Genomic DNA, 24,037 nt, shown 5'->3' on the forward strand with positions numbered 1-24,037 from the left:
GGCCCGAAGTGTGCTGCGGACTGCGGAGGACTAGCCCCGGCCGCAGATGCCGTTGAGCAGGACGCCCATGGTGCTGATCTGGGACACGTCGCCGTTGGCGAGGGCGTTGGCGAAGTTGTCGATGGCGGTGCGCTCGTCGCCCGAGGCCTCGATGGCGCGCAGGCGGTCGGCGACCTCGCGACGCTGCTGCGGGCTCGGGCCCAGCGAGCCGTAGCTGTTGTAGATGTCGCCGGCGGTCTGGCAGGCGGGGGACAGCGCGCTGGCGGTGCCGGCGGGGAGGACGAGCATCGCGCCGATGGCGCTGGCGGCCAGGAGGGAAGCGGGCAGGATTTTGCGCATACGGTTACTCCTCGAAGCAAGGTTCGGTTTATCGGCTCCGAGTCTGCCTGATGGCCGGGCGAATACGATCATCCGCCGCCGCTAGTCGGCGTGGTTGGCGGATTCTGGCCGTGGGGTCGGGTTCAGCGGCGGCCCGCGGCGTCCAGTTCGGCCGCTGTCAAGGGCGTGTCCGAGGTGCTGCGGTACTTCCGCAAGGTCGCCGGTTCGTCGAGAACGAGCCAGGTGACCGCGTCGCCGAGCCCGCCGCGCCGCGCCCACACGGTCACACCCACCGCCGGGGTGCGCGCGCCGGACGACACGCGGGCCCCGATCTTGGCCGCCCATCGGTGCGACCTGCCGACCCACTCCACGCTAGGCAGGCGCGAACCGGGCGTAAACCCCGATCGGGCGACCCTCTTCTGTGCTCGCACTCGCCAGTGTCGGTCCGGAGGGCAATACAAAACGGCAGGCACCCGGGGCGGGTGCCTGCCGTCGGCCGTCCGGCCTCAGGCCGCGGTCGGAACCTCCAGTCCGCGTCGCGTCCGGACCGGCCACCGCAGGTGATCGGCGTCGATCACGTACGGGTGGGTGTGGACGTAGAAGCCGTCGGCCCGCAGTTCCGCGTCGCCCAGCCGCTCCGGATCGATGCTGCCGACCGGGTGCAGGTGGGTGATCACCTCCGGATCCTCGCGCGGCCACATCCGCGCCGCCACGGTGGTGCCCGCCGTCGCCAGCGCCGCCAGGGTCACCCAGGTGACGGTGAATCCCGTTGTGGTGGTGAGTAATCCGGTGACCGGGTAGGTCAGCAGCCACGCCAGGTGCGAGAGCGAGAACTGGGCCGCGAACAGCGCGGGACGATCCGACGCCCGCGAGGAGCGACGCAGCACCTGACCGGTGGGGGTCAGGATGGCCGCGGTGCCCGCGCCCACGGTGGCCCACACCGCCAGGGCCGCAACCCATCGCCAGTCACCCGCGTCGGCCAGTGACAGCGCGATGGTGGCGGCCAGGCCGGTCAGCAGGGTGGCCGCGCCGGTCAGCATGACCGGGCGCGCGCCGATCCGATCCAGCACGCGGGGGAGCGACAGCGCCACCAGCATGGTGCCGAAACCGTTGGCCGCCAACAGCATCGCCACGCCGGACTGGGTGCCGCCGAGGGTGTCGCGGACGTAGTTGACGGTATCGACCATGATCACCGAACCGGCCGCCGCGACGACCAGATTCAGTCCGAGCAGTCCGCGCAGCCGCGGGGTGGCGACGAAGATCCGCACCCCGGCGGTGATCCGCTCCCGGAACGAATCACCGCCGGTGGCAGTCGAGTTCGGGATCCGGGTGGTCAGCACCAGGACCGCCGAGACCGCGAAGCCGATCGCGGTGCCCACGAACAGCCAGTGGAAGCTCATGACGGTCAGGGCGGCCGCGGCGAGCATGGGGCTCAGCAGCGTCTCCATGGTGGCGGCCAGCTGCGCCGCCGACAGCGCGCGGGTGTACTCGCGCTCGTTGGGCAGGATGTCGGGGATGACCGCCTGATAGGTGGGTGTGTATGCGGCCGAGGCGGTTTGCAGGATCGCGATCAGGACGTAGATCTGCCAGATCTGATCGATGAACGGCAGTGCCAGCACGACGGCGGCGCGCACCAGGTGCAGTCCGGTCAGAAAACCACGGCGGGGCAGGCGATGCGCGTACGCGGCCACCACCGGCGCGACGGTCACGTACATCAGCATCTTGATGGTGAGCGCGGTCCCCAGCACCGCCGCGGCCGCGCCGCCCGCCAGATCGTAGGCCAGCAAACCCAGTGCGACGGTGGTCAATCCGGTGCCGAACAGACCCGAGACCTGCGCGGTGAACAGTCGCAGATAGTCCCGATTGCGGAAGAGGGAGGTGAGCATGGGGGCGGATTGCATCGGAATTCTCCTCTTCGTGGTGTTCGACAGGAGGGACGGTAATACCCCTAGGGGGTATGCGCAACTCCGGTTCGTGTGATGCGGCCCACGGGCCCCGAGGCGACTCCGGCCTGTTGACGAAATACTATAGGGGGGTATGGTAGCGACGAAGGAGCGGCCGGAACCGGCTGTCCCAAGCGAAGAGGAGTCCAAGTCATGAGCACCACCACCGTCACCGTCACCGGAATGACCTGCGGCTGCTGCGCGAACTCCGTGAGCGAGGAGGTCGGCAAGATCTCCGGCGTCACCGGCGTGAACGTGGACGTCGACAGCGGCCGCGTCGTCGTCGACAGCGATGCCCCGATCGCGTCCGGCGCCCTCGCCGCCGCGGTCGCCGACGCGGGCTACGCCCTCGCGGACTGATCTGGCATTCGCCCCGAAACCGGCAGATACTCCTCGGTATCTGCCGTTTTCGCGTGTTGCCACGCCGACATTCGCCGATGGCGAGGGATTCTCGCGAACTTATGGCAACCTATCCGGTGCTTCAGCGAAGGCTGGGATGCGGATCGAGGAGCGGTATATGGGGAAGATGGGTAGGCGGAAGCGGTCTCGGCTCATTACGCAGGGACTGATGACTTCCGGGAAGACGCGGCCGGAGGCCGCGCAGGTGAAGCGGGACGCGGCCGTCGCCGCCGAGCCGGTGGCCCCGGTGGCCGTCGCGGAGCAGCCGGTCGTGGAGCAGGTTGCCGCGCCCGCGGCCGCGGTTTCGGAATCCGCTGCCGGGCAGCCGGACATCAAGGCGCTGGCCGAGCGGGTCAAGGCGCGTCGCAAGGAGAACGGCTGGACGCAGGCCGATGTGGCGAAGAAGGGCGGCCCGTCGGCGGGTTCGATCAGCCAGATCGAGCGGTGCCTGATCGAGGAGCCCGCCGAGGATCTGCTGGCCAAGCTCGACGCGGCCCTGGAATGGCCGTCGGGCACCGCGGACGGCATCGTGCGCGGACTGGTCGGCGCGGCGAGTTGATCGTGTCGGCCGCCCGGCCGAGGTGGCGAGGCCCCGATCGGATCACCGATCGGGGCCCAGCCGTATTCGAAGCGAATGCGCGCCGGGTGATTACGTGTGCGCCGCGCCGTCGATGCGGATCTCGGTGCCGCTGATGAAGCGGCCGTCGTCGGAGACCAGCATGGCGATGACGCCGGCCACGTTCTCCGGGCCCGCCAGCTCCTCCGGATTGTCCTGCGGCAGTATGGCGATCAGGCGGCCGAACAGCGACCAGTCGGAGTCCTGCGGCAGATAGCCGGGGGTGGCGTCGGTGATGCCGGACTTGATGCCGCCGGGCGCCACGCTCACCGCGCGTAGACCCTGCTTGCCGTATTCCAGGGCCAGCACGTGGGTCAGCGTCTGAACGCCGCCCTTGCTCGCCGAGTACGCGGCCATGTACGGGTGCGCGAAGGTGGCCGAGGTGGAACTGAAGTTGACGACCGTGCTGCGCGGGTTCGCCAGCAGCGCGGGCAGGGCCTCCCGGGTCACCAGGAAGGTGCCGGTGAGGTTGACATTGATGATCTGGTTCCACAGGTCGAGGGACGTCTCGTGGGTGTGGGCCGCGCGCAGCATGCCCGCCGCGTTCACCAGCGCGTCCAAGCCGCCCAGCGCCTCGATGGCGGTGCGCACGCCGGCGATGACCTCGGACTCCTGGCCGATGTTCATCTCGACCGTGGTGAAGCGGGCGTCGGTGCCGGCCTCGGCGGCCCGCTTGCGGGTCAGTTCCAGGCCCTCGACATTGACGTCGGCCCCGGCGACGACCGCGCCTTCGGACAGCAGGCGGAGGACGGTGGCCTGGCCGATGCCGGATCCGGCACCGGTAACCAGAATGCGGCGCTGCTCGAGACGGTTCATGGGTCACTTCCTGATCGGTTCAACCAGCTTCGTCGGTGAAGCTGGTTTCTGACACGATATGCCGAAAATGGCACGCAGCGCCAGGAAACGTTTTCGGTCTCGGTACAGTTCCCGGGTGAGCAGCGAGCGAAACCGTGCCGGGCGACCGGCCCTGAGCGAGACCCGCCGTGCGGCCACGCGCCGCGAAGTGGCCACGGTGGCGGCGCACCTGTTCATCGAAAACGGTTACGCCGCAACCACGGTCGAGGAGATCGCCGCGGCAGCCGGCATGGGCCTGCGCACCTTCTACCGCTATTTCGCGGGCAAGGAGGACGTGGTCGCGCCACTGCTGGCCATCGGCACCCAGGCCTGGGCCGACGAACTGGCCGCGTGCCCGCCGGAACTGCCGCTGCGTGAGGCGCTGAGCCGGTCCTATCGGATCGCGACCCTGGGCACGCTGGCCGCCGAGGGCATCGTCGAGAACCGGCTGCGGCCGCTGGTGCGGGCCGCCACCCAGCTCCCGGCGCTGCGCGCGACCTGGCTGCGAGTGCAGTACGACTGCGAGACCCAGCTCATCCCGATCATCGCCGCCCGCACCGGCCGCGCCGCCGACGACCTCGACGTGGCGCTGGCCGCGGCCATGGCCAATACCGCCGTGCGGCTGGCCACCGAACTGTGGGCCGCGGGCGAGGAATCCGGTTCCGCCGCCGATGTTCTCGATACCTGCCTGGCCCGGCTGGCCACCGACAGCCTGCTGTAGCGGCCCCAGCGGGCACTGTGGCGTTCAATACCCCTGGGGGGTGGCCGTCCGTCGGCGACTACTATGGGTGACGTGGCTGATCAGCGCGTTGCGCCGGGAGCGACCGGATACGTCCGGCTGCTCGGTGTGCTGGCGCTGCTGCTCGGGATCGCGGCCATGCACGCCGGTTTTTTCTCGGCGGGCCACGATATGCCCGCGGCCTCCGGGCCGAGTGTGGTGATGGCCGGATCGATGACGGCTTCGGGTCACGCGCCCGGCCCCCAGGGCGATCATTCCGGCGGGCACACGAGCTCGCACGGCTGTGACTACCTGGTCCTGTCCGGGCTGATGCTCGGCATCGGCCTGGTTCTCCTGGGCTGGATCACCGACAGGTCCCGCGATATCCGTCCACCGGCGCTCGCGACGTGGCGGATTCACCGCGAACGTCCCCCGCCCTGGACCTCACTCTCCCTCTCCGAACTGTCCATTCTGCGGATCTGACAGGTCGTGCGCCGCGCCCGGATCGGGGGCGCGGCCGACTTTCCGATCCCGGCCGGCGCCCCCTGCGGGCGCGCCCAGAACTCGACAACTCAGGGAGAAATCATGTCCTCCAACCGTTCCCCGCTCGCGCGTCCGCTGACCCGGCGCGGGCTGTTCGCCGTCGGCGCCGGTGCCGCGGCCGCCGTGACGCTGGCCGCCTGCTCGAAGAATCCGGCCCCCGCGCGTGGGCTCGTGACACCGGACTCCGAGGCTGTGCGGGCCGCCGAGGCCGCTCGCCGCGCGGCGGGCGCGGCCGTGCGCGAGGTGAGCCTGCGTGCCGAGCCGACCGTGGTCGACCTGGGTGGCGTGCGGGTGCCGACCTGGGTCTTCGGCGGCCGGGTGCCCGGACCCGAGATCCGTGTCGCCAAGGGCGAAGTGGTGCGCGCCGACGTCACCAACGCGCTGCCCGCCCCGACCACCGTGCACTGGCACGGCATCGCCCTGCGCAATGACATGGACGGCGTCCCCGACGTCACGCAGCCGCCGATCGCGCCCGGCGGGACCTTCCGCTACGAGTTCACCGCGCCCGACCCCGGCACCTACTTCTTCCACCCGCACGTCGGCGTCCAGCTCGACCGCGGCCTGTACGCGCCGCTCATCGTGGAGGACCCAGCCGACGGCAAGGACTACGACGTGGAAGCCGTAGTGGTACTGGACGATTGGCTCGACGGCGTCGCCGGCCGCGACCCCGACCAGGAGTTGCGGCAGCTGCGGGACAAGGGCATGGCCGGGATGAATATGGGCGGGTCCGGCATGAACCACGGCGGTATGACCATGGGCGGCGGCATGTCCATGTCCGCCGATCCCAACGCGCCGCTCGGCTCCGATGCCGGGGACGTCACCTACCCGTACTTCCTGATCAACGGCAAACTCGGCACCGACCCAACGGTATTCACCGCCCGGCCCGGCCAGCGCATGCGGCTGCGGATCATCAATGCCGCCGCCGACACCGCGTTCCGGGTCGCGCTGGGCGGGCATCAACTCCGCGTCACCCACACCGACGGCTACCCGGTGCGGCCCGTCACCACCGCGAGCCTGCTCATCGGAATGGGTGAACGCTACGACGCCATCGTCGAACTGACCGACGGCGTCTTCCCGCTGGTCGCCGCCGCGGAGGGCAAACCCGGCCGCGTCTTCGCGCTGGTCCGCACCGGCGGCGGCACCCCGCCCCCAGCCGATGCGCAACCCGCCGAACTCGCTGTCGCACCGCTCACCGCGGACCGCCTGACCTCCGCCGAACCCGTTCGCCTCCAGCCGAAACAACCCGACCAGACCCTCGACGTCACCCTCGGCTCGGACATGAAGAACTACGTCTGGACCATCAATGGCAAGGCATACCCCGACCACGCCATGCTGAACGTCTCCCAGGGGCAGCGCATCCGCCTGCGCTTCCGCAACCAGTCGATGATGTTCCACCCCATGCACCTGCACGGCCACACCTACCAGGTCGTCAACCGCGACGGCACGGGCCCGCGCAAGGACACCTCCATCGTCACGCCCATGCAGACCGTGGAAGTCGACTTCGACGCCGACAACCCCGGCCAGTGGATGCTGCACTGCCACAACGCCTATCACGGCGAAGCGGGCATGATGGGCATCCTGTCCTACGTGCGCTGAGGATCGGTGGCCGGCCGCCGATCCACGACCGGGGACAGGAGGCCGCGTCGCTCGACCTCCAGGTCGGCGGGGTGTTTTCCAATTTATCGAGACAGGGTGTCTGTGGTCAATGCTGACTGTTCAGGTGGAGGTCAGAACGTATAGTCGAGCTGTGCCGAAGCTGTGGAACGAGACGATCGAGGCGCATCGGGGTCAGGTGCGGGAGGCGATCCTGGACGCGGCGGGTGCGCTGGCCTCCGATCGTGGGTTGCGCGGGGTGACGATGTCGCAGATCGCGGAGCGGGCCGGGATTGGGCGGGCCACGCTGTACAAGTACTTCTCCGATGTCGAGACCGTCCTGCGGACCTGGCATGTGCGCCGGATCGACGGGCACCTGCGCGAACTCGCGGCGGTGCGCGACGGTGCGGGCTCGCCGGGGGAGCGGCTGGCGGCGGTGCTGACCAGCTACGCGCACATCGCCCGGCAAAGCCGCGGCCACGACCGGGAATTGGTGGCCTTCCTACACCCCGACGAGCAGGTCGTCCACGCGCACAACCAGCTTCGCGAATTGATCGGTCAATTGGTCGAGGAGGGAGTGCGTTCCGGCGACCTGCGCGACGACGTGCCCGCCGCCGAACTAGCCGCCTACAGCCTGCACGCCCTGGGCGCGGCCGCCGAGACGAGCGACGACGCGGGCATCGCCCGGCTGGTCGCGCTCACGATGGGCGCGCTGACGTCCCGCCCCTGACCGGGAACCGGGCGTGCCGGAGCCCGGAATGGCAGGATCGATGCGGTGAACGAACCATTGCACCCCAACGACATTCGGATCTCCGATGTCGAGCGTCGCGCGGGTGAGGAACGGCTGCGCAAGGCCGTCGATGCCGGTCTGCTAGGGCCGGGGTCGTCGGGTCCGGGGTGCACCGCGGGGCCACGCCTCTGCGGATTTGGGCCAGGCCACGGATGCGCGTGGCGTGTGGCACACGGGGCCCGGACGAAGGGCGCGCGGGCGACACGCCCGAGGTCGCTCAAAATTAGCTGAAGAATTGCTCAATTGGGCCATTCGCGGGGATCGGATGGGAGATCATCTGCGACATGCTCGACGACTCCTGGTGTGTCCGTTCGATACACAGCGCTGCCGTGCTGGTCGAGTTCGCCACTAGCCGCGCGATGACCAGAGCCGCCGTCCTGGCCGGGACGGGGCTCAGCGAGGCAGATCTCGACGACCCGGACATCGAGATAGGAATCGCCCAGGAGTTCCGGCTCATCGAGAATATCCTGGACGCCACCGGCGACGAGCCGGGTTTGGGCCTGCTGGCCGGGTTTTCGGTGCATCTGAGCATGCTCGGCGGCCTCGGCATCGCCATGAGCAGTTGCTCCACCGTCCGCGAGATGGCCGAGCTGTGGGCGCGGCACGCCGAATTGTCCTTCGCCTACTGCCTATTCGGCATCGCGGACGCGCAGGACCGGGTGCTGGTCACCCTCGACACCGAGCCGGTGCCGCCCCGACTGCGCCGCTTCGCCATCGAACGCGACCTGGCGGCGCTGCGCATCATCCAGCGCGAGCTGCTGAACTGGGACATCCAGGTGCGCCGCCTGGAGCTGACCCTGCCCTACGCGCTGGTCTACGAGGCGGTCGGCATGCTGCTCGGGATCGGCGATATCGGCTACGACCGGCCCGCCGACGTGCTGGTCCTCGACGCCGCCGACCTGCGACGCCCTATGCCGCAGGCGAATTCGATGCTGCGCCGCCAGTACGAGCAGCTGTGCGCCGAGATCGTGGAACGCCGCCGCGCCCGGGTCGGGCTGGCCGGCCAGGTGCGCGGCCTGCTCATGCGCCACGGCCGGGCCATCGACCAGGCCGCCATCGCCGCCGACCTGCACATGAGCGTGCGCACCCTGCGTCGCCGCCTGGCCGACGAGGGCACCACCTTCCGGGAACTGGCCTGTGAGACGACGGGCCTGCTCGCGGAGGAATTGCTGGCCACCGGATTCACCGTCGACACGGTGGCCACGCGCCTCGGCTACACCAGCGTGTCGGCGTTCGCGACGGCGTTCCGCGATTGGAAGGGGCAGACCCCCGGGCAGTTCGCGCGTTCGGAGCCCGCGCCGCCGAACCGGCGGCTGCACCGCTAGCCGCGTGCAGCCGCGCAGACGGTCGTGAATCTGAATCAGGTTTCAACAGTGGCCTGATAACCGGTGTATGAACTGCACTTTCACCCTGCGTGTGCGACAGATCACACGCAGGGTTCGATGCTGCCGGTATTGACCGGGATGGGCTTTTCGAGCATGGTGTCCGAAGAACTAAGCGCTTAGTAAGTTGCCCGCTCGCCGGACCGCACCGACCATCGGAGGACTCTCACATGACCAGATTCGAGGGCAAGACCGCCATCGTCACCGGCGCGAGCCGCGGGATCGGGCTCGGCATCGCGCAGCGCCTGGTGGACGAGGGCGCGCGGGTCGTCATCACCGCCCGCAAGCAGGATGCCCTCGACGAGGCGGTGGCGGCGCTGGGCGGACCGGACAAGGCGCTGGCCGTGGCCGGTCGCGCCGACGACGTGGCCCATCAGGCCGAGACGGTGAAGCGGGCCGTCGACACCTTCGGCAGCGCCGACCTGCTGGTCAACAACACCGGCGTCAACCCGGTCTACGGGACCATGATGCAGCTCGACCTCGAGGCGGCTCGCAAGATCGTCGAGGTCAACTGCCTGGCCGCGCTGTCGTGGGTACAGCAGGCGTACGGCGCTTGGATGCAGGATCACGGCGGCGCGGTCGTGAACGTCTCCTCGGTGGCCGGGATCAAGCCCGCGCCCGGGATCGGTTTCTACGGCGCGAGCAAGGCGATGCTCACCCACATCACCCAGGAACTCGCGGTCGAGCTCGGCCCGGACATCCGGGTGAACGCGGTCGCCCCGGCGGTGGTGAAGACCAAGTTCGCGACCGCGCTCTACGAGGGCCGCGAGGAAGCCATCGCGGCCACCTACCCGCTCAAGCGCTTGGGCGTGCCCGAGGACATCGCGAGCGTGGTCGCGTTCCTGCTCTCGGCCGACTCCGCCTGGCTCACCGGGCAATTGCTCGTCGTCGACGGCGGCATCACCCTCACCGGCGGCGTCTAGTGGCGGACATGCTGGCGTGGCGGGTCCACGAACTGGGCGAGCCCGCGACGGTCATGCGCCTGGACACGGTCGCCCGTCCCGAGGCCGGGCCGGGGCAACTGGTCGTGCGGGTGCTCGGTGCTGCGGCGAACTTCCCCGATGTCCTCATGTGCCGCGGTCAGTACCAGGTGCGGCCGGAGTTGCCGTTCGCGCCGGGCATCGAGCTGTGCGGTGAGGTGGTGGCCCTCGGCGAGGACGTGACCGGGTTCGCCGTCGGCGAGCGTGTACTGGGTGGGACCGCCCTGCCGCACGGCGGGTTCGCCGAATACGCCGTGATGAACGCGAACCAGACCTTCTCCGCGCCACCGGATCTCGACGACGCCGAGGCGGCGGCCCTGTACATCGGCTATCAGACCGGCTGGTTCGGCCTGCATCGGCGCGCCGCCCTGCGTCCGGGGGAGACCCTCCTGGTGCACGCGGCCGCGGGCGGTGTCGGCAGCGCCGCCATCCAGCTCGGCAAGGCCGCCGGCGCCCGGGTCATCGGCGTGGTCGGCGGTCCGGAGAAGGCGGAGTACGCCCGCGAGCTCGGCGCGGACATCGTGATCGACCGCAGGACGCAGGATTTCGTCGAGATCGTGAAGGCCGCCACCGACAATCGCGGCGCGGACATCGTCTACGACCCGGTCGGCGGCGACACCTACGCGCGGTCGACCAAGTGCGTCGCGTTCGAGGGCCGCATCCTGGTGGTCGGTTTCGCGGGCGGTGAGATCCAAAGCGCCGCCCTGAACCACGCGCTGGTGAAGAATTATTCGATCGTCGGACTGCACTGGGGTCTCTACAACACCCACGACCGCGCGGCGGTCGCCCACTGCCACCGGGAACTGACCCGGCTGGCCGCTGACGGCGCGATCCGGCCCCTGGTCAGCGAGCGACTGTCCCTGGCGGACCTCGCCGACGGCGTTCAGCGCCTGGCCGACGGCAAGACCGTCGGCCGTGTCGTCCACACCCCCTAATCCCCTCGGGAGAACCCTATGAGCAACGAAACACAGCGGGTAGCGATCGTTACCGGGGCCGCGCGCGGCATCGGCGCGGGCGTGGCACGGCGGCTGGCGGCCGACGGGATGGCCGTCGCCGTGCTGGATCTGGACGAATCCGCCTGCAAGCCGGTGGTCGCCGAGATCGAGGCGGCCGGTGGCCGGGCCGTCGCCCTCGGTGCGGACGTGTCCGACGAGCAGTCGGTGACCGCCGCGGTGGAACGGGTGGCCGCCGAGCTCGGCGCGCCGACCGTGTTGATCAACAACGCGGGCATCATCCGCGACAACATGCTGTACAAGATGACCGTCGACGACTGGGACGCCGTCATGGGCGTGCATCTGCGCGGCGCGTTCCTGTGCACCAAGGCCGTGCAGAAGTACATGGTGGAGCAGAGCTTCGGCCGCATCGTGAACCTGTCGAGCACCTCGGCGCTGGGCAATCGCGGCCAGGCCAATTACTCCGCCGCCAAGGCCGGGATCCAGGGCTTCACCAAGACCCTCGCCTTCGAACTCGGCAAGTTCGGCGTCACCGCCAACGCGATCGCGCCCGGCTTCATCGAGACCGAGATGACCCACGCCACCGCCGAACGCCTCGGCATGTCCTTCGAGGACTTCCGCCAGGCCCTGATCGCGACCATCCCGGTGGCGCGGTCGGGCAAGCCGGAGGACATCGCGCACACCGTCTCGTTCCTGGTCAGCGAGGGCGCGGGCTTCGTGTCCGGCCAGGTCATCTACGTGGCCGGCGGGCCGAAGAACTAGCCGCGCGGCACGATCGGAACGGAAGGAACGCGAGCGATGCGGGTATTCCAGGGCTTGCCCGAACTGGAGAAGGCCGTCGGCACCCATCTGGGTTACAGCGACTGGCATACCGTGACCCAGCAGCAGATCGACCTGTTCGCCGACGCCACCGGTGACCACCAGTGGATCCACGTCGATGCCGAACGCGCCGCCGCGGGACCGTTCGGGGCGACCGTGGCGCACGGCTTCCTGACCCTGTCGCTGCTGCCGATGCTCACCGGCAGCGTGTACACGGTCGAGGGGCTGTCGATGGGAATCAATTACGGCGCCAACAAGGTTCGCTTCCCGGCGCCCGTGCCGGTCGGCTCCCGGGTCCGGGCGGGCGTCGAACTGGTGTCGCTGACCCCGACGAACGCCGGCGTGCAACTGGTCGCGCGGGTCACGGTGGAAATCGACGGCTCCGCCAAACCGGCCTGCGTCGCCGAGCACGTCGCCCTGCTGGTGCCGTGATGAGCGCGCCGAACAGCGCCCCGGCGGGCGGCGAGCTGCCCGGGCTGGACCTGACCCGGCTCGCCACGTGGCTGGAAGGCGCCCGGCCCGGCTTCGCGGCGGGGCCGCTGGCCGGACGGCTCATCTCCGGCGGCCGCTCCAATCTCACCTATGTGGTGGGAGACGGTGTCTCCGAATGGATCCTGCGCCGCCCGCCGCTGGGGCACGTGCTGGCCACCGCGCACGATATGGGCCGCGAGTTCCGGGTCATGAGCGCCCTGGCCGACACCGCCGTCCCGGTCCCGCGCACCTACGTGCTGTGCACCGACCCCGACATCCTGGGCGCACCGTTCTATCTCATGGAAAACGTTGCGGGCGTGCCCTATCGGGAGGCGGCCGAACTCGAGGCGCTCGGACCGGAGCGGACCCGCGTGATCTCCGAGGGCATGGTCGACGCGCTGGCCGCACTGCACGGCGTCGACCCGGAATCGGTGGGGCTCGGGGACTTCGGGAAGGCGAGCGGCTTCCTCACCCGGCAGGTGCACCGCTGGAAGAAGCAGCTCGACGCCTCCTACACCCGCGATCTGCCCGCCGCCGAAGCGCTCTACGCGCTGCTCGCCGCGGAGCAGCCCGAGCAGTCGCCCGACGGCATCGTGCACGGCGACTACCGGCTCGACAACGTCCTCGTCGACGCCCAGGACCGAGTGGCCGCCGTCGTCGACTGGGAGATGGCTACCGTCGGCGACCCGCTCACCGACGTCGCCCTGCTGACCCTGTATCAGCGGCTGGGCGATCTGGGCGTGCCCGGCGACATGTCCGGCGCCCCCGGCTATCTCACCGAGGCCGAGACCCTCGCCCGCTACGCCGAGCACAGCGGCCGCGACCTCGCGAACTTCGGGTTCTACCAGGGACTGGCCGCCTTCAAACTGGCCGCCATCCTCGAAGGCATCCACTACCGCTACCTGCACGGCCAGACCGTGGGCGCCGGATTCGACACCATCGGCGACGCCGTCGAACCGCTGCTGCAAGCCGGGATCGACGCCGTCAAGGAGATCGGCCGATGACCGCCGCGCCGAAGCGGACCAGATCGGTCTGGGCAGTGCTGGGCGTCACCGCGCGACGCTCGCCACCCTGATCGATCTTCCGATGGCGGGGCACGGAATCGGGGACTAGGTACATCCGAGACCGGCCGCTTCGCCCGAGACGGTGCCGTGACACCCGATGTCACGGCACCGTTTTCGTCTCCGCTCAGCGGTCAGGCCGCATCGCGGTTCACGGCGCGATGGCGAACAAGCTCGGCACCTCGTCCGGCGTAACCTATCTCAAACTTGAAGCCGCATTCGGAATTATCCAAATCTGTTGGTGCACAATAAAGAGTGCGTGTCGAGCGGCCGTACTTGAATCCGGAATCAAGTTCGGATAACGTTCCTGGCGAGTCAGTAAACACTGTGCGCTTCCTACGATCAGGAGTTGTCGATGTTCGAGCTGTCGGAGCGGGCCCGCGGATACCGGGACGAGCTGCTCGCCTTCATGGACGAGCGCGTCTATCCGGCCGAAGCGGTGTACGAGGCGCAGATGGCGGAATCCGGGGATCCGCACTTCCATCCGCCGGTGCTCGAGGAGCTCAAGGCCGAGGCCCGCAAGCGCGGCCTGTGGAACCTCTTCCACCCGCACCCGGAATGGGGCCCGGGACTGGCCAACCTGGAGTACGCGCACCTGGCCGAGATCATGGGCCGCAGTGTGGTTCTCGCGCCCGAGGCCACCAACTGCAACGCCCCCGACACCGGCAATATGGAGGTGCTGACCCTGTTCGGCACCCCCGAACACCAGGAACAGTGGCTGCGCCCGCTGCTCGACGGCGAGATCCGCTCGGCGTTCGCCATGACCGAACCCGCGGTCGCCAGCTCCGACGCCACCAATATCCAGCTGCGCATGGAACGCGACGGCGACGAGTACGTGCTCAACGGCCGCAAATGGTGGACCTCCAACGCCCTGCACAAGAACTGCAAGGTCATGATCGTGATGGGCAAGACCGATCCCGACGCCCCCACCCACCGTCAGCAGTCGATGATGGTCGTGCCCATGGACACCCCCGGCGTCACCGTGCTGCGCGGACTGCCGGTCTTCGGCTACCAGGACCGCGAGGGCCACGCCGAGGTGCTCTTCGAGAACGTGCGCGTCCCCGTCACCGCCCTGCTCGCCGGTGAGGGCGACGGGTTCATGATCAGCCAGGCCCGCCTGGGCCCCGGCCGCATCCACCACTGCATGCGCGCCGTCGGCATGGCCGAACGCGCCCTGGACCTGATGATCGACCGGGCGCAGTCGCGCGTCACCTTCGGCGAGCCGGTGGCCAACCGGGCCAATATCCAGGACTGGATCGCCGAGGCGCGCATCGAGATCAATATGGCCCGGCTGCTCACCCTGGAGGCCGCGTACCTGATGGACACCGTCGGCAACAAGGCCGCCCGCACCGAGATCGCCGCCATCAAGGTCGCGGCCCCGAATGTGGCGCTGAAGGTGATCGACCGCGCCATCCAGGTGCACGGCGGCGCCGGCGTCTCCGACGACTTCCCGCTCGCCAACATGTACGCCCACATGCGCACCCTGCGCCTGGCCGACGGACCCGACGAGGTGCACAAGCGTTCCATCGCCCAGTGGGAACTGCGCCGTCGCGACCCCGAGTGGGGAAAGCGCGCCCGCTAGCCGCGCGCCGGAAGTTCTCCGGTGGCTGCGAGACTGTACCGGTGACCGGATCAGAGGATCGCTCGCGCGCGGACGAGACGCGGGCACGGCTGCTGGACGCTGCGATCGTCGCCTTCGCCGAGCGCGGCTTCCACGGCTCCACCACCCGTGACATCACCTCGATCGCCGGATTGAGCACCGCGGCCATCTACGTGCACCACCGGTCCAAGGAGGAACTGCTCTACCAGGTTTCGCGCGCCGGGCACGAGAACACCCTGGCCCGGCTGCGCGACGCACTGTCTTCCTCCGGCGACCCGGTGGAGCAATTGGTCGCGGTGATGCGCGATTTCGCCATCGACCACGCCCGCGGGCACACCGGCGCGCGGGTCGTGAACTACGAGCTCGCCGCCCTGAGCCCCGAGCATCAGCGCGAGATCAAGGACGTCCGCCGCGTCATCGACACCGAGATGCGGCAGCTCATCGAACGCGGCGTCGCGGCGGGCGTGTTCGACAATCCGAATCCGCGCATGGCCGCGGTGGCATTGCTGTCGCTGGGCATCGACCTGGCCCGCTGGTACCGCGACGACGGGCCGCTCTCGCCCGAGGAGATCGGCGACTACTACGTCGACCTCGCGCTGCGGATCGTCGGCGCGCGCCGCTAGGTCAGGACTACGCCCGGCCCTGCTGCCACTCCGGCCACGGGATCGACCAGTCGCCGTTCTGCCAGATGTCGAGCGGTTCGCCGCCGGTATTGCGGACCTCCACCACATCACCGGGGACGACGAAGTCGAAGAACCAGGTGGCGTCGTCGGGGGAGATGTTGAGGCAGCCGTGCGAGACATTGGTATTGCCCTGCGCCCACACGCTCTGCGCGAGCTCATGGACGTAGATGCCGTCATGGCTGATCCGCACCGCGTGATGGATGGTGGTCCGGTAGCCGAGGCTGGTGTTGGTGGGCAGGCCGTAGGACGCCGAATCCATGATCACCGGATCCGTGCGGTCCAGCACCGTGTAGGTGCCCGGCCGGGTCCAGAACGACAGTGTGCGCCCGCCGACCACCGCGCTGCCGCCCCTGCCCATCGACGTCGGCATGGAGCGCACCAGGTTTCCGTTGTCGAAGACGTCGATCATCTTGGTGTCGTCATCGGCGATCGCCACGTGCGCCGCGCCGATGGTCACCGACACCCGCTGATCGCGTTGGCCGAACGCGCCGTCGCCGAGCGGGACGCCGAACAGGTCCGCCGTCACCGTGATCCGGGTGCCGGGGGCGTGATAGAGCTCGGGCCGCCAGTGCGCGTTGCGATCGTCGAGCCAGTACCAGGCCCCCGCGACGGCGGGCGTGGTCACGACTTTCAGCGCGGCTTCGGCGGCCACGCGGTCCACGGCCTCGGTGAAATGCGCGACGAGCACGAAACCGACGCCGTACGTGTCGTTTTCGGCGAGCTCCACCTGATTCGCCGACCGCAGCGAGACATCGATGATCCGATCGGGCTGGGGCGTCGTGTAATTCGCGGTCGCGGTGAGGTCGCCGGACTCGCCCTTGGCCACGGCTTTCACCGTGTACGTGTGGCCGTAGCCGAGCGGTTCGGCGCTGACCCAGCTCTTGTGGTCGGCGGCCGGCGCGCCGGGCAGCGGGCGGCCGGTCTCGTCGAGCCATTCCACCGAGGTCAGGGTGCCGTCGGTGACGGTCACCGTGCCGGGCGCGCGGGCCGACACCGGCCGCGGCCCCGGCGCGGGCTCGAAATGGATCTTGGCGGGCGTGGACGGCGCCGAATGGTCCCGGCCACAGCCCGCGAGTACCAGCCCGCTCGCTCCGGCGAATCCGAGCAGTAATTGACGGCGTCGGACTGCCATCGCGTGCCTCCTTCACCGGGTGCCGATGATCATGATCAGTGGATCAGCATTCGTCGGCGCGACGCGGCAGCCACGCCGACGGGCGGTGTCTCCACCGATCCGTCGTCCAACCGACACCATTTCTCGACACGCCGCCGGGGACAGGGGGAGTCAGGCGCGCAGCGGGCCGATGGTGACCGCGCCGGGCTGGTCGAAGGTGACCGAGCCGAGCTTGCGCCAATCCCAGTACAGGCGCAGTGGACGGGTGTTGTCGGGCGGGGTGACGATCAGTTCGTTGGCGATCCAGTCGGTCGCGCCGAACTTGTAGGTGAGCGTGGCCGTCGCCGACTGTCCCGGGGCGAGCTCGATGGGGTGGCCGGTCGCGCCGTTGCGCACCGCGTGCTGTCCGGGCCGGCCCCACACCGCCAGGTCCACGCCCGGGTAGCCCTGCGTGCGGCAGGTCTGCGCGGAGACATTGCGCAGCGTGATGTTCGCGGTGCGCAGGTTGGAGCCGAGCTGCTCGCCCGCGGTCACCGAGGCCTGGATCCGCGAGGTGGTGCACCACGGCGCGGTCGCGCCGGCGGCGCCGGTGAACGCGGCGGTCGAGCCCGCCAGCGCCGCGGCGGCGAGGGCGAGGGTCGGAATCCGGTATCGCATGGTGTCGTCCCTTGATCGTTCGGTACCGGTGGTCGTTCGGTACGACCCGAGATTCGCCGCGCCCACCAACAACCGACCAATGGCCCGCTAATGCCCGCGCGGAATACCTGCTCCCGCAGCCGGTTTCGTCGGTCGCGCACAGGTTGCCCCTCACATCGCGGGCAATGGATTCGGGCCTACCGGGGCGTATCCACCCGGCGGATCGTTGCAGTAGGGGGCTGGACACAAAGTGAGTGCCGCCTGGTCCGTCAATTTCCGCCGGTCACGGCCGCATTTTCTGTCCGAAACGGTAAATACGCAGCTCTGCCCCCATTTTTGCTGGATTCCCGACTTGCCGACCCGGTAGCAGGCTGCTAGGAAGTAGCCACATGTTCAGGGTCCATCCATGGCGGATGGGCGAATTCCGGGGGCGGGATGATGACCGAGTCGACCATCGGCAGCGCAGGGCATGAGCATCGTGGCGGGGTCCACGACCCCGGCCCACCCGCGCCGCCGAATTTCGGCGGCACGCTGCGGCGACTGCGCGAGCGGCGGGGAATCTCGCGGGAACGGCTGGCCTTCGGGGCGGGGGTGAGCGCCAGCTACATCACCCGGATGGAACGCGGGGAACGCGGCCGCCCCACCGAACAGGTGCTCACCGCCATGGTCCGCTACCTGGACCGGGTCGCCCGCCTGACCATGGCCGAATACCGGTATCTGCACGACCTGGCCGCGCTCGGGCAGCACGCCCCGCCGCGCGACGAGTTGCCGCTGACCGCGGCCATGCTGGACAACCTCGACGTCCATCTGCCGCATCCCGCGGCCTATCTCGACCGTCGCCTGAATGTGCTGGCCGCCAACGCCGTCCATCTGCGCACGTTCCCCGGCCTCGGCGACGACGGCAATTTCCTGCACTGGATGCTCACCGACGATCTCGCGCGTCATGTCCTCGTCGACTGGAACGCCTCGCTGCGCCATGCCATCTCGACCCTGCGCGGGCTGCTGGCCATGGATGAGGGCGAGACCGAGGAGGACGCGCGGGTGCTGGCCGAACTCGGGCGCTTCGAGCCGTTCCGGCGGATCTGGACCGGTGATCATCGCATTCTCACCGGCGCGCCCACGGTCATGCGGTTGCGTGACTCGGTGACCGGGGTGCCGTATTCCCTGATGTGGCAGATCCTGCGGGATCAGTCGGCGACCATGAGCCCGGGGCAGCCGATCTTCGTGGTTGGGTTGCCCACGGCGAGTCAGCCGCAAGACCGGGTGGTCGGTCCGTAGGATCGCCCACGGAGGGGGCCTGGGAGGAGGCGGAACGCGGTGCCTGCCAACAGTCTCGACCGGTCGATCGTGGTGGGCGTCGATGCCTCCGAATCCGCACTGGACGCGGTGCGCTGGGCCGCGGTCGACGCCGCTCTGCGCGGCGCGCCGCTGCACCTGGTGTTCGCGGTGCCCCCGGTCGACGACGCGCCCCTGGACGAGAGTCCTGTCCGGCTGCTGCACGACCGGCTGCGCGACACCGCCCAGGCGGCACTCGACAATGCCGCGGAGATCGCCCGGAAAGCGGTGGGGGACCGGCTGGTTCCCGGTATCCGCACCTTCCTCGTCGATGAGCCCGCGGTGACCGTGCTCTCGGGGCTGGCCGAGACCGCCTACTTCGTGGTGGTCGGCGTGCGCGGCATGAGCGCCTACCACCGCAGCCTGCTCGGCTCGGTGAGCACCGGCGTGGCGCGTCACGCGCAGGGGCCGGTGGTGGTGGTTCCCGGTGGGACCGAGCCGATTTCGGACCGCCCGGTCGTCGTCGGGGTCGACGGGTCGGTGCACAGCGTCCGTGCGCTCGAGATCGCCTTCGACGAGGCCTCGCGGCGCGATGTGCCGCTGCTGGCGGTGCACGTGTGGGAAGAACTGTCCGGCGACACCCGCAGCCACGCCGAGGCCGTGGAACTGCTGACCGGCATGCTGGACCGCAATGCCGCCGAATTCCCGGGCGTCGAGGTGAAAACCCTTGTCATGGAGGGGCATCCGGCCCGCATCCTGCTCGATGCCGCCGCGGGAGCGCAATTGCTGGTGGTCGGCAGTCACGGCACCCGCGGATATCCGGGCATGGCGCTCGGCTCGACCGGTCACGCGTTGCTGCACGGCAGTGAATGCCCCATCGCGGTGGTCCGACTGCGCAATTGACCCGCTTCCCGGGCGATTTCGCCGCGACATCGCGGTACGGCCTACAAAACCGGTGCGGATGTAACCGTTTCGCCAGGAATCAGACACCCCAGCAATTTCTGGGTACATCCTGCTGAAGCCGGGCTCGCCCCGGAGGCAAGACAATTCAGAGAGTTACGACCATGCGTAGAGCAACGGCGCTCTTCGCCGCATTACTGTTGGCCATCCTTTTTTCCATCACACACCTGACGGCTCCGCGGGCCCATGCCGATGACTGCACCGGTGATTGGGCCATCGGCATCGGCGGACTGGGCGACAACACCTCGTCCATCTTCGCACCGTTCGTGAATCAACCGGTGGGTTACAACTCCGCCGACCCGATGTCGGGGTTGAACGAACTCAACCGGTTGTTCTGGCAGCATCGCAACGAATGTCCCGGCGACCACATCCGGTTGATCGGGCACAGCGAGGGCGCGGGTCTCGTCCACGCCTGGGTCACCGCACACCAGGACGTCGACAATGCCAATGCCATTCTGCTGTCGGATCCCAAACGGGCTCCGGGTCCGGGCTGGGGCGGTTTGTCCTCCACACCCGGTAGCGGCATCATCGGCTACCCGCTCGCGGGCGTCGACGACTGGTTCGGCGGCTTCCCGGTCCTGACGGTGTGCAACCACGACGACCAGATCTGCGACACGTCGGCCGGCTGGTGGGGCTACCTCTTCGGAGGCGCCCATGGTCGTTACGATTTCGATGTCTGGGACTACGGCGACTGGGATTCCGGCGTCTGGTACCGGTGACATCGGTCATCGAACGAATCCGAAGGGGATCAGTAGCCGAAAGGCTCTGGTCCCCTTTGGCTGAACCCGTGCCCCATCGAAGTACACACGGCCGCACCGGAATAGGTGATCTGACAGGTCGCTCCGGCGAAGGAGACCGAGAATTGCGGATCGTGCCCGCTCACCTGCGCGATGGGCGCCAGCGCCGGATTACCGCCCGGCAGTGTGTGACTGCCGTTGGAGTTCCACTCCGGATGCGCCGGGGCCGCGGTCGAATCGATGACGATCGCGGGCACATTCGGCAGCGGCACCTGCGCGCCGAGGTAGAGCACATTCATGACGGCGGCCGGGACCATCAGGTCGCATCCCACCGCGCCGTCCGCGGCGATGGAACAGTTCCACCCGCCCAGGCTGAAATATTGAGCATCCCCGACCTGCACCGGGCCGCCCGCCGTGTCGGCGGACGCACCCCCGGCTCCTGACAAACCGGCAACAATCCCGAGAATGCCCCCGCAAACCCATGCGACGGAAACCTTCACAGTTCTGGACACGCCATCTCCCTGATGCGCGAAGAAGAGTTAATGGGTCGAACCGACCATAGAGAAAACGTATCACTCCAGGCTGCGGGCCTGGAGTTCTGTCGAGGGGGCTAACCACAATTGCGCCCTGCTTTTCGCATCCATGCGAACCGCGAAAGGCTCCGGGTAAGCCGAAAGTGGTACACCGCCGTGTGCTGTCGTCTGATTTCCGGGCCGCGCCCACCCGGCAATCTCGGAGAGGACAGGCGGCGCACCGGGCGTCGCTCTCCGAAGGCGAGGTGAGCGGAATGATTCAGGCGCGCGGACTGGGCAAGCGCTACGGCGACGTGGCGGCGGTGCACGAGCTGTCGTTCGACGTGCCGCCGGGCGTGGTGACCGGGTTCCTGGGCCCCAACGGCGCGGGCAAGTCCACCACCATGCGGCTCATGCTGGGCCTCGACCACGGCAGCGGGCGCACCCTGTTCGACGGGCAGACCTACGCCGAACTCGCCGATCCGCTGCGCTCGGTCGGCATCATGCTCGATGCCCGGGCCGTGCACCCCAAGCGCACCGCCATCGCGCACCTGCGGATGATCGCCGACGGCGCGGGCATCGGGCGGGCCCGGGTCGAGGAGGTGCTGGGCCAGGTCGGACTGTGCGATGTGGCCGGGAAGCGGGCCGGCGGTTTCAGTCTCGGCATGCGGCAGCGGCTCGGGCTCGCGGTCGCGCTGCTGGGCGATCCGGCGACCATCGTCCTCGACGAGCCCGCCAACGGCCTGGACCCCGAGGGCGTGCGCTGGCTGCGTGATCTGCTCAAAGGCCTGGCGCGCCAGGGCCGCACCGTATTCGTCTCCTCGCACCTGCTCAACGAGATGGCGCACCTGGCGGATTCGCTGGTGGTCATCGGCGGCGGTCGGCTGCTGGCCGCGGAGTCGGTGCGCGAGTTCATCGGCCGCAACTCGGCCTCCACCGTCGTGGCCCGCACCGACCGGCCGCGCGAACTGGCGCACCTGCTGGGCCGCAACGGGTTCCGGGCGCGCGTCGAGGCCGACGGCGCGGTGCTGGTGGACGGCGACGACCGCCAGGCCGTCGCGGCCCTCGCCATGCGGGCCGGGCTGCTCGTCACCGAGCTGACCCAGGCCCGCAGCAGCCTCGAGGACGCCTACTTCCACGCCACCGCCGACGCCGCCCAGTACCGCGGCCACGTCGCGGCCTGACCGCCCGCATCCTCCGAAGGGAATCACTCTGATGCTCAACGCCATTCGCTACGAAGTCACCCGGCTCGCGACGGTCCGCTCGACCTGGGTGCTGCTCGCCGCCGGGCTCGCCCTGCAAGGGGTCATCGCCTACTTCTCCGCGATCCGCGATTACGCCACCCCGAGCGAGCAGTTCACCGCCTCGACGTCGGGCTTGTCGCTGCTGCTGGGCGCACTGTTCGCGACGGCGGTGGCCGTCAACGCCTTCGGACACGAATACCGCTACGGCACCATCACCACCACCATGCTCACGCTGCGCCGCCCGGGCCGGGTGCTGGCCGCCAAGGCGGTGACCAGCGGCGTGCTCGCCGCGGTCTACGGCCTCGCGCTGATCGGCGTGGCCGTACTGGTGCAGCTGGCGACCTCGCAGCTGCCCGCCGAAACCGCCGACATCACACGGGCATTCGCCGCCGCGCCGGTGTACGTCACCCTGGCCGCGCTGGCCGGGATGGGCATCGCCGCCGTGACCCGCAACGCCACCGTCGCCATGGTCGCCGCCCTCGGCGTCCCGACCGTCGCCGAGACCGGCGCGGTGCTGGCGGGCGCCAGCCCGAAGCTGATGCCCTTCCTGGCCGCCGGACAGCTGGTGACGCCCGGCAACGGCAGTCCGGTCCTGCTCGCGCTGCCGCTGACCGCGCTGGCCGCCGGTTTGCTGGCAGTCGGTGGCGCCCTGCTCGCGCGCCGTGACGTGTAGGGATCGCGTGCCGACTAGGGTTGCCGGAATGAGCACGACACGACGGATCGGCCTGCTGATCCTCGATGTCGTGCTCGCCGTCGCTTTCGGGGCGGTCGGCTTCTCGGAGGTCCACACCTCGTCCATCGGCCTGCTGCCCGCCGCCGCGGGACCGGCGGTGGCGATCGTGGCCGGGGTCGCTCTGCTGTTCCGGCGCTACGAGCCCCTGGTGGTGCTGGCGGTCACGCTGCTCGCCCACGTGCTGACCGGGGCGCTCGCGCCCGCGCTGCTCGCGCTGTACACCGTCGCCCGCCGCTACGGCACCCGGCGGCCGAGCGTGCTGGCGTCGGTGGTCGCGCTGGTCGTCGCCGTGGTGCCGTGGGGCGCGGGATCGTCGTGGGGGCTGTTCCTCGCGCGCGGCGCGATCATCGCCATAACCATGGCCGTCCCGCTGCTGTACGGGCTGTGGACCAACCAGCGCGCCGAAACCCTTGCCGCCCTGCGTGAACGCGCCGAGCAGGCCGAACGCGAACAGGGTCTGCGCGCCGCCGCGGCCGTGGAAGCCGAGCGGCTGCGCATCGCGGGCGAGCTGCACGACATTGTCGCGCACCGGATCTCGCAGATCACCGTGCTGGCGGGCGCGCTGGAGGTCTCCGCCGACGGCAAGCCCGCCGAGATCGCGGGCACCATCCGCGCCACCGGATCCCTCGCGCTCACCGAGATGCGGGAACTGCTCGGCGTGCTGCGCGCCCGCGGCGGCGGGGAGAGCGCGCCGCTGCGACCGGCCGCCGACCTGTCCGCCATCGCCGAGCTCATCGCGGAGGCGACCGAATCCGGGCAGCTGGTGGACCTGTCGACGCCGCCGGAGCTGCCGCCGGTGCCGGGGCCGGTCGGTCGGGCGGCCCACCGCCTGGTGCGGGAGGCGCTGACCAATGCCGCCAAGCACGCGGCCGGGGCCGAGGTACGGGTGGCGCTCACCGTGGACGGCGAACGCCTCGACGTGGACGTGCGCAACGGCCCCGGCGAGCGGACCGCGCTGGCCGCGGCGGGATCGGGCTTCGGGCTGCTCGGCATGCGGGAGCGGGTCGAGCTCGCCGGGGGCACGGTGCATTCCGGGCCGTTGCCCTCGGGCGGCTATCGGGTGCACGCGAGCTTCCCGCTGGTGGTGGCGGAATGAGCGTTCGGGCGAACAACGGTGCGGTGCAGG

The 24,037-nt window shown here is 69.6% G+C and carries 27 protein-coding genes; 20 read left to right on the top strand and 7 right to left on the bottom strand.

Annotation, left to right across the window (positions count from 1 at the left end):
- Positions 1–30 precede the first annotated feature (30 nt).
- From ACFV4K_RS12120 to ACFV4K_RS12130, 3 genes are all read right to left on the bottom strand, one after another.
- Positions 31–339, bottom strand: coding sequence for a hypothetical protein (locus ACFV4K_RS12120; RefSeq protein WP_379274288.1), 309 nt, complete (start codon positions 337–339; stop codon positions 31–33).
- A gap of 122 nt (positions 340–461) precedes the next feature.
- Positions 462–689, bottom strand: a complete 228-nt coding sequence (locus ACFV4K_RS12125) for a hypothetical protein (protein ID WP_379274290.1) — start codon at positions 687–689, stop codon at positions 462–464.
- Between the two features lie 135 nt (positions 690–824).
- Complete coding sequence (locus ACFV4K_RS12130) at positions 825–2,219, bottom strand: MFS transporter (protein WP_379274292.1); 1,395 nt, start codon at positions 2,217–2,219, stop codon at positions 825–827.
- Between the two features lie 195 nt (positions 2,220–2,414).
- On the opposite strand from ACFV4K_RS12130, the gene ACFV4K_RS12135 reads away from it, so the two are divergent.
- Both ACFV4K_RS12135 and ACFV4K_RS12140 read left to right on the top strand, forming a co-directional pair.
- Entirely contained in the window at positions 2,415–2,621 is a 207-nt protein-coding gene (locus ACFV4K_RS12135) for a heavy-metal-associated domain-containing protein (protein WP_379274294.1), read from the top strand.
- 208 nt (positions 2,622–2,829) lie between these two features.
- Positions 2,830–3,219: a helix-turn-helix domain-containing protein gene (locus ACFV4K_RS12140; protein WP_379274295.1), complete on the top strand. Its 390-nt coding sequence runs from the start codon at positions 2,830–2,832 to the stop codon at positions 3,217–3,219.
- A 90-nt stretch (positions 3,220–3,309) separates the two neighbouring features.
- Here the strand turns inward: ACFV4K_RS12140 and ACFV4K_RS12145 are convergent, their stop codons facing one another.
- Complete coding sequence (locus ACFV4K_RS12145; RefSeq protein ID WP_379274297.1) at positions 3,310–4,092, bottom strand: SDR family NAD(P)-dependent oxidoreductase; 783 nt, start codon at positions 4,090–4,092, stop codon at positions 3,310–3,312.
- Between the two features lie 115 nt (positions 4,093–4,207).
- Between ACFV4K_RS12145 and ACFV4K_RS12150 the strand changes: the two genes are divergently transcribed.
- The 12 genes from ACFV4K_RS12150 to ACFV4K_RS12205 all read left to right on the top strand — a co-directional run bounded on the left by ACFV4K_RS12150 (position 4,208) and on the right by ACFV4K_RS12205 (position 15,643).
- Complete coding sequence (locus ACFV4K_RS12150; protein WP_379274298.1) at positions 4,208–4,831, top strand: TetR family transcriptional regulator; 624 nt, start codon at positions 4,208–4,210, stop codon at positions 4,829–4,831.
- A 72-nt stretch (positions 4,832–4,903) separates the two neighbouring features.
- The gene (locus ACFV4K_RS12155; protein WP_379274300.1) at positions 4,904–5,311 is read left to right on the top strand and encodes a DUF6153 family protein; all 408 of its coding nucleotides are present in this window, start codon (positions 4,904–4,906) and stop codon (positions 5,309–5,311) included.
- 102 nt (positions 5,312–5,413) lie between these two features.
- On the top strand, positions 5,414–6,967 hold the full coding sequence (locus ACFV4K_RS12160; protein ID WP_379274302.1) for a multicopper oxidase family protein: 1,554 nt from the start codon (positions 5,414–5,416) through the stop codon (positions 6,965–6,967).
- A 151-nt stretch (positions 6,968–7,118) separates the two neighbouring features.
- Positions 7,119–7,694, top strand: a complete 576-nt coding sequence (locus tag ACFV4K_RS12165) for a TetR/AcrR family transcriptional regulator (RefSeq protein ID WP_379274304.1) — start codon at positions 7,119–7,121, stop codon at positions 7,692–7,694.
- 419 nt (positions 7,695–8,113) lie between these two features.
- Positions 8,114–9,079 (top strand): AraC family transcriptional regulator ligand-binding domain-containing protein, encoded by a 966-nt coding sequence (locus tag ACFV4K_RS12170; protein WP_379274306.1) that lies wholly within the window; start codon positions 8,114–8,116, stop codon positions 9,077–9,079.
- A 227-nt stretch (positions 9,080–9,306) separates the two neighbouring features.
- Entirely contained in the window at positions 9,307–10,059 is a 753-nt protein-coding gene (locus tag ACFV4K_RS12175) for an SDR family oxidoreductase (RefSeq protein WP_379274308.1), read from the top strand.
- Positions 10,060–10,067: 8 nt separating this feature from the next.
- The gene (locus ACFV4K_RS12180; RefSeq protein ID WP_379274310.1) at positions 10,068–11,051 is read left to right on the top strand and encodes an NADPH:quinone oxidoreductase family protein; all 984 of its coding nucleotides are present in this window, start codon (positions 10,068–10,070) and stop codon (positions 11,049–11,051) included.
- A gap of 18 nt (positions 11,052–11,069) precedes the next feature.
- Positions 11,070–11,831, top strand: a complete 762-nt coding sequence (gene fabG / locus ACFV4K_RS12185) for a 3-oxoacyl-ACP reductase FabG (protein WP_379274312.1) — start codon at positions 11,070–11,072, stop codon at positions 11,829–11,831.
- Positions 11,832–11,867: 36 nt separating this feature from the next.
- On the top strand, positions 11,868–12,320 hold the full coding sequence (locus ACFV4K_RS12190) for a MaoC family dehydratase (RefSeq protein ID WP_379274313.1): 453 nt from the start codon (positions 11,868–11,870) through the stop codon (positions 12,318–12,320).
- Entirely contained in the window at positions 12,320–13,363 is a 1,044-nt protein-coding gene (locus ACFV4K_RS12195) for a phosphotransferase family protein (protein ID WP_379274315.1), read from the top strand. The genes ACFV4K_RS12190 and ACFV4K_RS12195 overlap by 1 nt, the downstream gene beginning before the upstream one ends.
- Positions 13,364–13,769: 406 nt before the next feature.
- Complete coding sequence (locus ACFV4K_RS12200; protein WP_379274317.1) at positions 13,770–15,002, top strand: acyl-CoA dehydrogenase family protein; 1,233 nt, start codon at positions 13,770–13,772, stop codon at positions 15,000–15,002.
- A 41-nt stretch (positions 15,003–15,043) separates the two neighbouring features.
- Positions 15,044–15,643: a TetR family transcriptional regulator gene (locus ACFV4K_RS12205; protein WP_379274318.1), complete on the top strand. Its 600-nt coding sequence runs from the start codon at positions 15,044–15,046 to the stop codon at positions 15,641–15,643.
- A 7-nt stretch (positions 15,644–15,650) separates the two neighbouring features.
- On the opposite strand, the gene ACFV4K_RS12210 is transcribed toward ACFV4K_RS12205, so the two are convergent.
- Together ACFV4K_RS12210 and ACFV4K_RS12215 are read right to left on the bottom strand one after the other, a co-directional pair.
- Positions 15,651–16,835 (bottom strand): Ig-like domain-containing protein, encoded by a 1,185-nt coding sequence (locus ACFV4K_RS12210; RefSeq protein WP_379274320.1) that lies wholly within the window; start codon positions 16,833–16,835, stop codon positions 15,651–15,653.
- Positions 16,836–16,985: 150 nt separating this feature from the next.
- The gene (locus tag ACFV4K_RS12215; RefSeq protein ID WP_379274322.1) at positions 16,986–17,471 is read right to left on the bottom strand and encodes a DUF4232 domain-containing protein; all 486 of its coding nucleotides are present in this window, start codon (positions 17,469–17,471) and stop codon (positions 16,986–16,988) included.
- Positions 17,472–17,888: 417 nt separating this feature from the next.
- Between ACFV4K_RS12215 and ACFV4K_RS12220 the strand changes: the two genes are divergently transcribed.
- The 3 genes from ACFV4K_RS12220 (at position 17,889) to ACFV4K_RS12230 (ending at position 20,404) form a co-directional block, all read left to right on the top strand.
- Positions 17,889–18,728, top strand: a complete 840-nt coding sequence (locus tag ACFV4K_RS12220; RefSeq protein WP_379274323.1) for a helix-turn-helix domain-containing protein — start codon at positions 17,889–17,891, stop codon at positions 18,726–18,728.
- A 39-nt stretch (positions 18,729–18,767) separates the two neighbouring features.
- Positions 18,768–19,628, top strand: coding sequence for a universal stress protein (locus tag ACFV4K_RS12225; protein WP_379274325.1), 861 nt, complete (start codon positions 18,768–18,770; stop codon positions 19,626–19,628).
- A gap of 161 nt (positions 19,629–19,789) precedes the next feature.
- Entirely contained in the window at positions 19,790–20,404 is a 615-nt protein-coding gene (locus ACFV4K_RS12230; protein WP_379274327.1) for a hypothetical protein, read from the top strand.
- A gap of 29 nt (positions 20,405–20,433) precedes the next feature.
- On the opposite strand, the gene ACFV4K_RS12235 is transcribed toward ACFV4K_RS12230, so the two are convergent.
- Positions 20,434–20,868: a hypothetical protein gene (locus tag ACFV4K_RS12235; RefSeq protein WP_379274329.1), complete on the bottom strand. Its 435-nt coding sequence runs from the start codon at positions 20,866–20,868 to the stop codon at positions 20,434–20,436.
- A 341-nt stretch (positions 20,869–21,209) separates the two neighbouring features.
- On the opposite strand from ACFV4K_RS12235, the gene ACFV4K_RS12240 reads away from it, so the two are divergent.
- From ACFV4K_RS12240 to ACFV4K_RS12250, 3 genes are read left to right on the top strand one after another with little or no spacing between them, the layout of a single operon-like run.
- Positions 21,210–22,118, top strand: a complete 909-nt coding sequence (locus tag ACFV4K_RS12240) for an ATP-binding cassette domain-containing protein (protein ID WP_379274331.1) — start codon at positions 21,210–21,212, stop codon at positions 22,116–22,118.
- A gap of 31 nt (positions 22,119–22,149) precedes the next feature.
- Entirely contained in the window at positions 22,150–22,851 is a 702-nt protein-coding gene (locus tag ACFV4K_RS12245; RefSeq protein ID WP_379274332.1) for an ABC transporter permease, read from the top strand.
- Positions 22,852–22,879: 28 nt separating this feature from the next.
- Positions 22,880–24,007: a sensor histidine kinase gene (locus tag ACFV4K_RS12250; RefSeq protein ID WP_379274334.1), complete on the top strand. Its 1,128-nt coding sequence runs from the start codon at positions 22,880–22,882 to the stop codon at positions 24,005–24,007.
- The last annotated feature ends 30 nt before the right edge of the window (positions 24,008–24,037 follow it).

Origin of the sequence: Nocardia sp. NPDC059764, from assembly GCF_042732555.1 — a bacterium.
Lineage (GTDB): Bacteria > Actinomycetota > Actinomycetes > Mycobacteriales > Mycobacteriaceae > Nocardia.

What these genes read in the sequence shown, in the direction of transcription:
- ACFV4K_RS12190 (WP_379274313.1), top strand. Translation starts at nt 11,868, where the DNA reads ATGCGGGTATTCCAGGGCTTGCCCGAACTGGAGAAGGCCGTCGGCACC.
- ACFV4K_RS12170 (WP_379274306.1), top strand. Translation starts at nt 8,114, where the DNA reads ATGACCAGAGCCGCCGTCCTGGCCGGGACGGGGCTCAGCGAGGCAGAT.
- ACFV4K_RS12120 (WP_379274288.1), bottom strand. Translation starts at nt 339, where the DNA reads ATGCGCAAAATCCTGCCCGCTTCCCTCCTGGCCGCCAGCGCCATCGGC.
- ACFV4K_RS12140 (WP_379274295.1), top strand. Translation starts at nt 2,830, where the DNA reads ATGACTTCCGGGAAGACGCGGCCGGAGGCCGCGCAGGTGAAGCGGGAC.
- ACFV4K_RS12145 (WP_379274297.1), bottom strand. Translation starts at nt 4,092, where the DNA reads ATGAACCGTCTCGAGCAGCGCCGCATTCTGGTTACCGGTGCCGGATCC.
- ACFV4K_RS12210 (WP_379274320.1), bottom strand. Translation starts at nt 16,835, where the DNA reads ATGGCAGTCCGACGCCGTCAATTACTGCTCGGATTCGCCGGAGCGAGC.
- ACFV4K_RS12135 (WP_379274294.1), top strand. Translation starts at nt 2,415, where the DNA reads ATGAGCACCACCACCGTCACCGTCACCGGAATGACCTGCGGCTGCTGC.
- ACFV4K_RS12195 (WP_379274315.1), top strand. Translation starts at nt 12,320, where the DNA reads ATGAGCGCGCCGAACAGCGCCCCGGCGGGCGGCGAGCTGCCCGGGCTG.
- fabG (WP_379274312.1), top strand. Translation starts at nt 11,070, where the DNA reads ATGAGCAACGAAACACAGCGGGTAGCGATCGTTACCGGGGCCGCGCGC.
- ACFV4K_RS12160 (WP_379274302.1), top strand. Translation starts at nt 5,414, where the DNA reads ATGTCCTCCAACCGTTCCCCGCTCGCGCGTCCGCTGACCCGGCGCGGG.
- ACFV4K_RS12240 (WP_379274331.1), top strand. Translation starts at nt 21,210, where the DNA reads ATGATTCAGGCGCGCGGACTGGGCAAGCGCTACGGCGACGTGGCGGCG.
- ACFV4K_RS12220 (WP_379274323.1), top strand. Translation starts at nt 17,889, where the DNA reads ATGACCGAGTCGACCATCGGCAGCGCAGGGCATGAGCATCGTGGCGGG.
- ACFV4K_RS12130 (WP_379274292.1), bottom strand. Translation starts at nt 2,219, where the DNA reads ATGCAATCCGCCCCCATGCTCACCTCCCTCTTCCGCAATCGGGACTAT.
- ACFV4K_RS12215 (WP_379274322.1), bottom strand. Translation starts at nt 17,471, where the DNA reads ATGCGATACCGGATTCCGACCCTCGCCCTCGCCGCCGCGGCGCTGGCG.
- ACFV4K_RS12245 (WP_379274332.1), top strand. Translation starts at nt 22,150, where the DNA reads ATGCTCAACGCCATTCGCTACGAAGTCACCCGGCTCGCGACGGTCCGC.
- ACFV4K_RS12250 (WP_379274334.1), top strand. Translation starts at nt 22,880, where the DNA reads ATGAGCACGACACGACGGATCGGCCTGCTGATCCTCGATGTCGTGCTC.
- ACFV4K_RS12180 (WP_379274310.1), top strand. Translation starts at nt 10,068, where the DNA reads ATGCTGGCGTGGCGGGTCCACGAACTGGGCGAGCCCGCGACGGTCATG.
- ACFV4K_RS12230 (WP_379274327.1), top strand. Translation starts at nt 19,790, where the DNA reads ATGCGTAGAGCAACGGCGCTCTTCGCCGCATTACTGTTGGCCATCCTT.
- ACFV4K_RS12175 (WP_379274308.1), top strand. Translation starts at nt 9,307, where the DNA reads ATGACCAGATTCGAGGGCAAGACCGCCATCGTCACCGGCGCGAGCCGC.